This is a genomic window from Arthrobacter sp. E44, from assembly GCF_041877125.1.
Classification (GTDB): Bacteria; Actinomycetota; Actinomycetes; order Actinomycetales; family Micrococcaceae; genus Arthrobacter.
Genome location: NZ_JBHDJA010000007.1, coordinates 174,528 through 185,361 on the forward strand (window position 1 = coordinate 174,528; position 10,834 = coordinate 185,361).

At 65.1% G+C, this 10,834-nt stretch carries 9 protein-coding genes; 1 reads left to right on the forward strand and 8 read right to left on the reverse strand.

The window, feature by feature from the left end; genetic code table 11:
• Positions 1–88 precede the first annotated feature (88 nt).
• From ACETK3_RS08750 to purU, 7 genes are all read right to left on the reverse strand, one after another.
• Positions 89–2,596: an FAD-dependent oxidoreductase gene (locus ACETK3_RS08750; RefSeq protein WP_373992754.1), complete on the reverse strand. Its 2,508-nt coding sequence runs from the start codon at positions 2,594–2,596 to the stop codon at positions 89–91.
• 220 nt (positions 2,597–2,816) lie between these two features.
• Positions 2,817–4,148 (reverse strand): MFS transporter, encoded by a 1,332-nt coding sequence (locus ACETK3_RS08755; RefSeq protein WP_236820585.1) that lies wholly within the window; start codon positions 4,146–4,148, stop codon positions 2,817–2,819.
• Between the two features lie 103 nt (positions 4,149–4,251).
• Positions 4,252–4,377: a hypothetical protein gene (locus ACETK3_RS08760; protein WP_306969434.1), complete on the reverse strand. Its 126-nt coding sequence runs from the start codon at positions 4,375–4,377 to the stop codon at positions 4,252–4,254.
• Between the two features lie 418 nt (positions 4,378–4,795).
• Positions 4,796–5,698, reverse strand: a complete 903-nt coding sequence (locus tag ACETK3_RS08765; protein ID WP_306969432.1) for a bifunctional 5,10-methylenetetrahydrofolate dehydrogenase/5,10-methenyltetrahydrofolate cyclohydrolase — start codon at positions 5,696–5,698, stop codon at positions 4,796–4,798.
• Positions 5,695–6,396, reverse strand: a complete 702-nt coding sequence (locus tag ACETK3_RS08770) for a cyclodeaminase/cyclohydrolase family protein (RefSeq protein WP_306969430.1) — start codon at positions 6,394–6,396, stop codon at positions 5,695–5,697. Before ACETK3_RS08770 ends, ACETK3_RS08765 begins: the two co-directional genes overlap by 4 nt.
• Before the next feature lie 2 nt (positions 6,397–6,398).
• The gene (locus tag ACETK3_RS08775) at positions 6,399–8,891 is read right to left on the reverse strand and encodes an FAD-dependent oxidoreductase (RefSeq protein WP_373992755.1); all 2,493 of its coding nucleotides are present in this window, start codon (positions 8,889–8,891) and stop codon (positions 6,399–6,401) included.
• A gap of 52 nt (positions 8,892–8,943) precedes the next feature.
• Complete coding sequence (gene purU, locus ACETK3_RS08780) at positions 8,944–9,849, reverse strand: formyltetrahydrofolate deformylase (RefSeq protein WP_237429049.1); 906 nt, start codon at positions 9,847–9,849, stop codon at positions 8,944–8,946.
• Positions 9,850–9,973: 124 nt separating this feature from the next.
• Here purU and ACETK3_RS08785 point away from each other — a divergent pair, with 124 nt between their 5' ends.
• Positions 9,974–10,654 carry a GntR family transcriptional regulator gene (locus ACETK3_RS08785; protein WP_236799813.1) on the forward strand — a complete coding sequence of 227 codons (681 nt, stop codon included), beginning with the start codon at positions 9,974–9,976 and terminating at the stop codon, positions 10,652–10,654.
• Here ACETK3_RS08785 and ACETK3_RS08790 read toward each other — a convergent pair.
• Positions 10,651–10,834, reverse strand: a 184-nt coding sequence (locus tag ACETK3_RS08790) for an integrase core domain-containing protein (RefSeq protein WP_373992756.1), incomplete at its 5' end; no start/stop codon positions are given. The two genes, ACETK3_RS08785 and ACETK3_RS08790, sit on opposite strands and share 4 nt — an antisense overlap.

Here is a 10,834-nt window from a genome sequence, read left to right on the forward strand (position 1 = left end):
TCCCGCTGCTGACAAGCGGCAAGGCCAAACGGCGGCACCCCGGACTGAGCAGTTCAGTCCGGGGTGCCGCTTGGTGTGGCTGGGCGGATCAGCCGCGGAGGCGTTCCATCCCCGGGTCAAAGAGCGGTTCGGCGCTGACGGTGGCGGCTACGCGCCGACCGAAGTACTCGATTTCCACGGCGTCCCCTTCGGCCACCGACGCGGGCAGCCAGGCGTAGGCGATGGGCTTGCCGACGGTGAAGCCGTACGCCGCGCTCGTGACGTAACCAGCGGCTTCCCCGCCCACGTACACCGGTTCCTTGCCCAGCACCACTGACGTGCCGTCGTCGACCGTCAGGCAGCGTAGCGTCTTGGCCGCCGGCTGTTCCTTGCGGACCGCCAGGGCCTCGGCACCCACAAACCCGGTCTTGTCCTTGGCCACGGAGAAGCCCAAACCAGCCTGGTAGGGGTGGTGCTCGGAGTTCATGTCCGTGCCCCAGAGCCGGTAGCCCTTTTCAAGGCGCATGCTGTTGAAGGCGCCGCGGCCGGCAGCGATGATGCCGTGCTCTTGGCCGGCTTCGAACAGCAGGTCCCAGAGCTTCAGCCCGTATTCACCGGTGGTGTAGAGCTCCCAGCCCAGTTCGCCCACGTAGGAGAGCCGCATGGCTGTGACGGGGATGCCCCCAACGGAGATTTGCTTGGTGCGGAAGTACTTGAGGCCGTCATTGCTCAGGTCGTCCGTGCTGACCTTGCCGACGACCTCGCGGGCCAGCGGGCCCCACAGGCCGATGCAGCAGGTGCTGCCCGTAATGTCGGTGACGTGGACCCACTGCGAGGGATCCGCCGCCGATTGCCGGCGGGCCTCCACCCGGAGGTAGTCGAAGTCAACGTTGCTGTTGACGCCCAGCTGGAACTCCTCCTCCGCGAGCCTTGCCACGGTCACGTCGCTGCGGATACCGCCGTCGTGCTCCAGCAGCAGGCAGTACGTCACGGCACCTGGATTCTTGGCGATGTTGCCCGTGCTGAGCCGGTGCAGCAGTGCCTGGGCGCCGGGGCCGGTGACGGAGAGGCGCTTCAGCGGCGTCATGTCGAAAAGTCCGACGGCGGTGCGCGTCTTCCACGCTTCGGCGGCGGAGATGGGGGAGTGGAACATGGCGGACCACTCGTCGCGCTCGGGGGCCTGCCATTCTTCCGGCAATTCGGCCAGGAGACCCCGGTTGGCTTCGAACCAGTGCGGGCGTTCCCAGGCGGCGGATTCCAGGAAGAAAGCCCCAAGTTCCTTCTGGCGGACGTTGAACGGGCTGACGCGCAGGTCCCGCGGCGATTCGCGGGGCTGGAGCGGGTGCAGGACGTCGTAGATCTCCACGAAGTTCTGCTGCGAGGTCTCGCTGACGTAGGCGTCTGAGGTTTGCACCTTCTCGAAGCGGGTCAGTTCGCAGCCGATCAGGTCGGTCTGCGGGTGGCCGTCGATGATCAGCTCCGCCATGGCCTTGGCAACGCCGGCCGAGTGCGTGACCCAGACGGCCTCGGCCACGAAGAAGCCCTCGAGGTCCGGTGCCTCGCCCATGAGCGGGCCGCCGTCGGGGGTGAAGGAGAAAATGCCGTTGAATCCGTCCTGGATCTCAGTGCTGCGCAGTGCCGGCAGCAGGTCCTGGCTGTCCTCCCACGCGGGAACAAAGTCTTCGAGGGTGAAGTCCAGGCGGGAGGGCATGCGGTGGTCGGACATCTCCTTGGCCGCCACCTTTGGCAGCGCGGACATGTCCACCGGCATCGGGCGGTGGGCGTAGCTGCCGATGCCGATGCGGTCGCCCCATTCGCGGTAGTACAGGTCCTTGTCCTGGTAGCGCAGGATGGGCTTGCTGGCACCCTTCGCAAGCTCGTTGACGCCCTCGAGTTCGACCAGGGGCGTGGTGACCGCGTACTGGTGGGCCAGCGGCAGCAACGGCACCTCCAGGCCTACCATCTTGCCGAGCTCACGTCCCCAGAACCCGGCGCAGGACACCACGATGTCAGCCGGGATCACGCCGTCGGACGTCTCCACGCCGGTGACCTTGCCGGCTTCCCGGGTGATGCCGGTGACTGTGGTGGAGCCGCGGTAGCTCACGCCGCGCTCGCGCGTGCGCTCGATCAGCAGCTGCACCGCCCGGGCCGCCAGGGCGATTCCGTCGGTGGGGATGAGCAGGCCGCCCAGGACCTCGCGGCCGCCGGAAAGCTTTCCGGTATTCAGCAGCGGGTAGATCTTTTCGCATTCGTCGGCGTCGATGATCCGGCTTTCGACACCCCAGGACGTCATCACGCCCATCTTGCGCTGGAGGTCGGCGAAGCGCTCCGGAGTGGTTGCCAGCTCCAGGCCGCCCACCTGGTTGAAGCAGGACTCGCCGTCCTTGCTCAGGGCGAGGAGCTTGTTCACGGTGTACGTGGCGAATGCCGTCATGGTCCTGGACGGATTGTTCTGGAACACGAGGCCCGGGGCGTGTGACGTGGAGCCGCCTGCCAGTTCCAGCGGGCCCTGCTCGACGACGGTGATGTCGTTCCAGCCGCGGCTTACCAGCTCGTCGGCGAGGTTGGTGCCGACGATGCCGGCTCCGATGATGACGACGCGGGGTGATGCGCTCATGATTTTTGGTTCTCCTGGGTGGTGCTGGAATCCGCCTGACCGGGTGATGGAGTTAGCTTCGCTATGAGCAACGCGCATCACTATATGCAACAGAGTGGCTTAGCTCACATTGGATGTCAAGGATTTCCTGCTTTGTTGCGGGGATCGGCAGCACTGCGTCGAAAGGCAGCAAAGAGGCCCCCGCCGCAGGCACGGCGAGGGCCTCTTGTGCAGTCCCGTGTCAGTGGGAGACGTCTGCTGAGATGTCGGCGAGGGTGCGCCCCTTCGTCTCAGGCGCGAGCCATTGCGAGAGGATTGCCCCGAGTAATGCGACGGCGGCGGCTACGACCATGCTGGGCCCCATGCCGATGTTGCTGATCGCCCACGGCAGGGCGAAGGTGCCGAGCGCGGCTCCAATGCGGCTGAAGGCCGCGGCGAAGCCCATTCCGATGCCGCGCAGATGGCCGGGGAACAGCTCGGCCGGATAGACCTGGGTCAAGGTGGTGTAGCCGGCGTTGAAGAAGGAGAAGGCGAGGAACAGGGCGAGCACGAGGATCGCCGGTGCGTCCGCCCAAACTCCGATCACCAGCAGGATGCCTGCGCAGAGCCACTGCCCGGGCACGGTAAGGATTCGGCGGCCGAGCTTGTCGATCAGAAGCACGGTGGTGACAACACCCGCGGTGGCAAGTGCGGACAGCCCGACTCCGCCGGCCCAGCCGCCGCCGAAGCCGAACTGGTTGAGCACGTCGTCTGCGAAGGTGGCGATCGCGAAGTACGGAGTGACCGCACAGAACCAAAAACCTGAGGTGAAGAGGGTGGTGCGCCAGTTCTGCCTCGAGAACAGCATTCCGAGGGAGGCGCTCTTGATTTTGGTCCTGCCCTGCGCGGCCTGGGCCTCCTGGATCGCCCTCAGGTCGATCTCTTCGGTGATGCTGTTGTGCATCTGGGGCGATTCGATGTATCTGTGTGCGATCTCGAGTGCTTCCTCACGCCGTCCCTTCGTAATGAGCCAGCTGGGCGATTCGGGGAGGCCGAAGCGGGCGAAGAACAGGACAAATGCGAGGATCGTGCTCGTGCCGATGACGAGGCGCCAGGGGGTGCCGGCATCATGCAGGAGCGTGCCGATGATGAATGCCATCATGAAGCCGACGTACCAGGCGATCAGGGTCAGTCCGAGCAAACGCCCGCGGAGCTTTGGCGGGGAGAACTCTGACAGCAAGGGGCCGCCGATGGAGTATTCACCGCCGATCGCAACGCCCATGAGGAACCGGATGATGGCCAGTTGGATCACGGCTCCGTCTCCGGAAGTTACGAAGAACTGGGCCGCTGAGGCCGCGAGGAACAGGCCCATGTCCACGAGGAACATGGGCTTGCGTCCGAATTTATCGGTAGCCCAGCCGGCCAGCGGGGAGCCGACGAAGATACCAGCCAGCGGGCCTGCCGCAATCATGCCCAGGGACAGTGCGTCGAGCTGGAGCTCTGACCGCATGGGTCCGGTGACGGGGCCGATAATTCCGAGGATGTAACCGTCGAGGAACATTCCGCCGATGAAGACAGCAACAAGCCGCACCATGAAGCGACGTTTGAACGCGGAGCTGGTCTCTTCTGATTTTGAGGTGTCGACGGGGGCCGTCGACCTGGTCGAATTAATCATTGAAATTCGTTCCCTTCGGGCTTCAGCGCAAGCCGCTGACGCCACCGGAGCGCCGTTTTCTGGGCTCAGGGACAGACTCCGGTGTCGTCCCCAGGTTCCGGCGCTCTGCACTGCTTTGATCGATGGTGCTGCCATCTTTGATAGTCATCAACAGTTTCCTTTGGTGATTTAGCGGTACCGCCTGGATGCTGACATCGCTGGGCGGGCCGATGGGCGAGGTGCGGATCGGCCAGAATGAATTCGTTCGTCTGTTTCCGAGGCCATCACGGGTGGAGCCGGGGGAAGGGAAGGACATATCCGGGCAAGCTTCGTTCCGTGATGATCAACAACGTTCGCTTTATGCAACAAAATCGTGCGCTACGTCACACTCAAAGTCAAGACTGTGAACTGTGAAAGTCAGAGTATGTAAGCGCCCTTGCTTCGTGTTCCGGGGCACGCCAGAGGCCCGCTCGTTTACGGCGTCCCGTTTTCCGAAAACGGTGCTTCGATGAGGAATACCTCCCCAGGTCTTAGGCCCATCGAAGCACCTTTCACGGAAAACGCGACTCCCGCTGCGAACGCGGACCTTAGCTTGCCGTTTCCAGGACGTGGTCTCCTGAAACGCCGGCCTGCAGCGGCAGGGGGCACGCTTGCCGCCGTGCGGCCTCCACGGTGTGGAGGAGCAGCAACGCCGTCGTTACGGAGCCGACGCCACCCGGAACAGGGCTGAGCGCAGCTGCAACCCCGCGGACGCTGTTTGCATCCACGTCCCCCACCAGCGAACCGTCGGCCAGGACGTTGGTGCCCACATCGATGACTACGGAGGAGGGAGAGACATGGCTGCCGTTGAGCAGGGCCGTCCTTCCGGCCGCGACCACCACGATGTCAGCCTCAGCCGTGTATCGCTCCAGCGGCCCGGAGCGTGAATGGCATACCGTGACGGCAGCATCGCGTTCCAGGAGCAGGAGGGCCAGCGGCTTTCCCACTACTGCCGAGCGGCCGACAACCACAGCGTTGCGGCCCGCGACCGGGATGCGATAGTGCTCCAGGATCTCGACGACGGACCGGGCGGTGGCAGGCGCGAAGGCCGGCTGCCCTACGGCCAGGCGGCCAAGGCTCAGTGGATTCGCGCCGTCGATGTCCTTTTCCGGCGGTATCAGGCCCACCAGGGCATCGGTGCGGACGCCGGCCGGAAGCGGCGTCTGCAGGATGATGCCGTGCACCGACGGTTCGGCGCCCAGGTCGCGCAGGACGTCGGCCAGCACCTGCTCGGTTGCATCGTGCCCCAAGTCGATGACCCGGCAACCGATCCCGGCCGCCTCGGCGGCCCGCTCGATGGAGCGGACGTACCAGTGGGTCGAGCCGTCGTCGGTGGCGATGACCACGGCCAGTGCAGGGTGGATACCGTCCTGTTCGAGGTCCCGGGCCTGCTCCCGGGCGCGGTGCCGGATGTCCCCGGCCAGTTCCTTTCCGGAAAGCGACTGGGTCATTGAAGGATCCTTTCCCGTACCCGTGCCGTGAGGGCGTCGGCCGAGGCCACGACCTTTTCCTCGATGCCGTCCGTCTGCTCCTTGAGCAGCGACCGCACTGCCGGGTCTTTGATGGCCACGACATTGATGTCGATATTGACCCGTGCCGTGGTGGCTGCGGCACGTGCTGCATCTGCTGCTGCGGCCACATCGCTGATCACGTTCGGATTGGCGACGTCGGCCAGCCCTGTTGCGAGCTCCACCACCGCGCCGGCCAGCTTGACCAGTTGTGCGGGGGTCTGTGCGGCCTGCACCAACGCTGCCTGGATGGCCGACGTCTTGGCAGCCTTGAGCCCCTCGGTGTCAGCTGGAAGCCGGTAGGCGTCAATGACGGCCTGGAAGACCTGTTCATCGGAGTCGGCCAAGCGCAGTGCCTCCGACGCGAGCTCATCGGCCACCTTCGTGGTCCGCTCCACCAGGGCTGCGTGCTCCCCGTACTTGGGGCCGGTGGTGTAGCGGGCCACCATGGCCACCAGGGCTGCCCCTTGGGCGGCGTGGAGTGCGGCCGCCGCCCCGCCTCCGGGCGTGGGTTGCCGGGAGGCGAGCCGTGCGAGGTAGCCGCCGATGGTCTCGGTGCCGATCGAGCCCGTGGCGGATGAACCGGTGCCAACCGGGCCAGCCCCGGACGGCGCCGCCGTGTTCACTTGCTGTTCCGTCATGCTCAGCCGCGCAGCCGGGACATGGTGGGGTCGTACAGCGGGTCCTGGGTGACTGTGGCCACGATGCGACGGCCGAAGTACTCGATCTCCACCGAGTCGCCGACCGAAACTTCGGCGGGCAGGTAGGAGTAGGCGATGGGCTTGCGGACGGAGTAGCCGTAGGCGGCGCTGGTCACGTAGCCAACTGCCTGCTCCTTGTAGAACACCGGTTCCTTGCCCAGCACGAGGCTGCGGCCGTCGTCGACCGTGAGGCAGCGCAGGCGCCGCCCGGAGTTCTCCTCGGTGCGGCCCTCCAAGGCTGCCTTGCCCACGAAGTTGTCCTTGGCCATCTTCACCGCGAAGCCGAGGCCGGCCTCGAAGGGGTCGTGCTCGGTGGTCATGTCGGAGCCCCAGGAACGGTAGCCCTTCTCCAGGCGGAGCGAGCTGAATGCAGCGCGGCCTGCGGCGATGATGCCGAAGGGCTGGCCGGCCTTCCACAGCGCGTCCCAAAGGCGCTGGCCGTTGTCAGCGCTGGTGTACAGTTCCCAGCCGAGCTCACCGACATAGGACAGCCGCATCGCGGTGACGGGGACGCCGCCGATGACGACCTGCTTGGACCTGAAGTACTTCAGGCCGTCGTTGGAGAAGTCGTCGCTGCTGACCGCGCCGACCACCTCGCGGGCGAGCGGGCCCCAGAGGCCGATGCAGCAGGTTCCGCCGGTGGTGTCGCGCACCTGGACCCAGTCTCCGGCGCTGCCGCTTTCGGTTTGGTGCCGGGCTGCCCGCTCGAAGTAGGCGGTGTCGATGTTGCCGTTGGCGCCGAGCTGGAAGGTGTCCTCGCTCAGGCGTGCAACGGTGATGTCGCTTCGGACCCCACCCTTGTCATCCAGCAGGAGCGTGTAGGTGACGGCGCCCGGCTTCTTGTTCATTTCCGCGGTGGTCAGTTCCTGCAGCAGCTTCAGTGCCCCGGGTCCGGAGATTTCCAGGCGCTTGAGCGGGGTCATGTCGTACATGGCGACGGCGGTACGCGTCTTCCATGCCTCGGCGGCGGCGATGGGGGAGCTGAACATGCCGGACCAGGAATCGCGGGCCGGCGGCCGCCAGTCGGCGGGCAGTTCCTTGAGCAGGTCAGCGTTCGCCTCGAACCAGTAGGGACGTTCCCAGCCGGCGCCTTCGAGGAAGTACCCGCCCAGTTCCCTGTGCCGGGCGTGGAAGGGGGATACACGCAGGTTGCGCGGGGAGAGCTTGGGCTGCAGCGGGTGCATAACGTCGTAGATCTCCACGAAGTTCTGCTGGGAGGTTTCGCTGACGTATTCGGGGGTCAGCTGCACTTCCTCGAAGCGGTGGATGTCGCAGTCGCCCAGGTCGATGGAGGACTTGCCGTCCACCAGGAGTTCGGCCACGGCCCGGGCGATACCGGCGGAGTGGGTGACCCATACTGCTTCGGCCACGAAGAAGCCGTCCAGTTCCTTCGACTCGCCGACAAGGGAGCCGCCGTCGGGGGTGAAGGAGAAGATGCCGTTGAAGCCGTCCTCGATCTCGCTCTCGCGCAGGGCGGGCAGGATCTGCTTGGTGGCTTCCCAGGCCGGGAGGAAATCCTCCAGGGTGAAGTCCAGTCGGGAGGGCATGTTGTGTTCGCTGATCTCGTTCGGCTTGAAGCTGCCGAGCTCGTCCAGGTCCACCGGCATGGGCTTATGGGCGTAGGAGCCGATGCCGTATCGGTCGCCGTGTTCGCGATAGTAGAGGTCCTGGTCCTGGTGGCGGAGGATGGGCAGACGCGCACCGTTGGGCAGCTCGTTCTTGCCCTGCTGTGCCGGAACCGGCGTGGTCTTGACGTACTGGTGTGCAAGGGGCAGCAGCGGCACGGACATGCCGATCAGTTCGCCGACCTTTGCGCCCCAGAAGCCGGCACAGGAGACGACGATGTCTGCCGGGATCACGCCGTCGGGCGTTTGGACGCCGGTAACGCGCCGGCCGGATTGCTCGATGCCGGTCACTTGGGTGTTGCCGATGTACTTCACGCCGGCCGCTTCAGTGCGCTTGATCAGCAGCTGGACCGCGCGGGCGGCCAGCGCCAGACCGTCGCTGGGAACGTGAAGGCCGCCGAGGATGTCCTCTTCGTTAATAAGGGGGTACAGCTCCTTGCACTCGGCGGGGGAGAGGATGGAGCCCTCAATGCCCCATGACGAGGCGTAGCCAAGCTTGCGCTTCAGGTCCGCAAGCCGGGTTTCGGTGGTGGCGACTTCCAGTCCGCCCACCTGGTTGAAGCAGCTGACGCCGTCCTCGGTGAGGGACAGCAGCTTCTCCACCGTGTACTTCGCGAACAGCGCCATGGACTTGGAGGGGTTGGTCTGGAAGACCAGGCCGGGGGCGTGGGACGTGGAGCCGCCCGGCATGTTGAGCGGGCCCTGGTCCAGGACCGTGATGTTGTTCCAGCCCCGGGTGACGAGTTCATCCGCCAGGTTGGTGCCGACGATTCCGGCTCCGATGATGACGATGCGTGGCGACGATTCCATAAAAGGTCTCTCCTGCTGCTTTAAGTATTGTGTCTGCGAAACGGGCGGGCGGTTACCGGAACACCACGGTGCTGGTCTGGTCCAGCAGTACCCGGTGCTGGCAGTGCCAGCGGACGGCGCGGGACAGTGCGAGTGCCTCGGCATCCTGCCCGACGGTGGACAGCTGGGCCGGGCCGTAGGTGTGGTCCACCCGGATGACTTCCTGCTCGATGATCGGCCCCTCATCCAGGTCAGCAGTGACGTAGTGCGCCGTGGCACCGACCAGCTTTACGCCGCGGTCGTAGGCCTGGTGGTAAGGGCGCGCGCCCTTGAAACCGGGAAGGAACGAGTGGTGGATGTTAATGGCCCGGCCTTCCAGCGCCCGGCAGAGGTTGTCAGAAAGCACCTGCATGTAGCGGGCCAGGACCACCAGGTCGGCGTCATACTCATCTACCAACTCCAGGAGCCGGCGCTCGGCGTCGGCCTTGGTGTCCGGGGTGACCGGGAGGTAAATGAAAGGCAGGCCGGCGGCTTCGGCCATTGCACGGTGGGTCTCGTGGTTGGAAACGACCGCTACCAGTTCCCCACCGAGGCTGCCGCCGCGCCAGCGGAAGATGAGGTCGTTCAGGCAGTGGCCGAACTTGGAGACCATGACCAGGACGCGCTGCTTGGTCTGGCCGTGGAAGCTGAACTTCATGTCGAACCGGCCCGCAATCGACGCAAATTCTTCTTCGAGCATGGCTGGCGTGTAGTTGGGGGAACCCGAGAACGCGGTGCGCAGGTGCAGGGTTTCGCGGAGGCTGTCGTCGAACTGCTGGTGTTCGTCGATGTTGAAGCCACGCTCGAAGAGGAACGTGGTCACGGCCTGGACGATCCCTGCCTGCTCCCGGCACGACAGGGTCAGCACGAACTTCTGCGCCTGCTCTTCCTTGAGCGCGGGCAGGGTGGTGGTTGCTGAGGCTGTTTCGATGAGGGTCATGTCCCCCCTCCTTCTAGATATATTTCAAAGCACTGAACTGATATATTAGATTGGGTGCCAGCGTATACTGGTCCACAGGCGAGGTCAATAGATTTTTTGTGGATTGCGAAGAAGGGGGCCCGGCATGGCATTTGAGGCTTTGGCGGTGGCGGACGACGCCGGCAGGAAGTCGCTGGCCGACGTCGCCTACGAAAGCATCCGGGACCGGTTGCTGACGCTGGAAATCAAGCCCGGAGAACTGCTCAATGACGAGCTCCTTGCCAGGAACCTGGGCGTGGGGAGAACCCCGGTGCGTGAAGCGCTCAAGCGGCTGGAGCTGGACCGGCTGGTGAAGACTTACCCCAGGCGGGGGACGTTCGCCACCCGGGTGGACGTCACCGACCTTTCCTTCATCTCCGAGATCAGGGCACAGCTGGAGCCCCTTGCCGCCGCACGTGCAGCGAGGGTTGCCTCGCCTGCGGCCCGCGCGGAGCTGTCTGCCACCCTCGAGGAGGTGGAGGCGTTTGACGTGGCTGCGGCAACGGTGACAGAGACCCTGCGGCTGGATGCCCGGGTGCACCAGGGGATTTACGCCGCTGCGGCCAACCCTCACCTGGAGGACATCCTGATCCGCTACGACAACCTGGCCACTCGGATCTGGTGCATGGTCATTGATCGGCTGCCGGACCTCCATCACCATGTGCGCGAACACCTCGATCTGCTGCGGGCGGTCATTGACGGGGATGAAGATCGCGCCGCGGAGCTGGCCAAAGCCCATGTGAGTGGATTCGAGCATGCGGTGCGCGAGGCCCTTTTCAACGCCTAGCTGTATTGACCTGAGAGGTTGGTGACGCGGCTGGCCGGTGGCTGACCGTTGAGTGAGACGTGGCCTCGATGATGATTGTAATGATGGAGCCAGTCGGCGAAAGCGGCAACACGCTCGGCCTCGGAGGCGTAGGGACGGGCGTAGGCCCATTCGTCGAGCATGGTGCGGTTGTAGCGCTCG

Bases quoted from the DNA above. Each gene is read 5' to 3' on its own strand.
- ACETK3_RS08770 (WP_306969430.1), bottom strand. From the start codon at position 6,396: ATGACGGAACAGCAAGTGAACACGGCGGCGCCGTCCGGGGCTGGCCCG.
- ACETK3_RS08785 (WP_236799813.1), top strand. From the start codon at position 9,974: ATGGCATTTGAGGCTTTGGCGGTGGCGGACGACGCCGGCAGGAAGTCG.
- ACETK3_RS08775 (WP_373992755.1), bottom strand. From the start codon at position 8,891: ATGGAATCGTCGCCACGCATCGTCATCATCGGAGCCGGAATCGTCGGC.
- ACETK3_RS08755 (WP_236820585.1), bottom strand. From the start codon at position 4,148: ATGGTGCGGCTTGTTGCTGTCTTCATCGGCGGAATGTTCCTCGACGGT.
- ACETK3_RS08765 (WP_306969432.1), bottom strand. From the start codon at position 5,698: ATGACCCAGTCGCTTTCCGGAAAGGAACTGGCCGGGGACATCCGGCAC.
- ACETK3_RS08760 (WP_306969434.1), bottom strand. From the start codon at position 4,377: ATGACTATCAAAGATGGCAGCACCATCGATCAAAGCAGTGCAGAGCGC.
- ACETK3_RS08750 (WP_373992754.1), bottom strand. From the start codon at position 2,596: ATGAGCGCATCACCCCGCGTCGTCATCATCGGAGCCGGCATCGTCGGC.
- purU (WP_237429049.1), bottom strand. From the start codon at position 9,849: ATGACCCTCATCGAAACAGCCTCAGCAACCACCACCCTGCCCGCGCTC.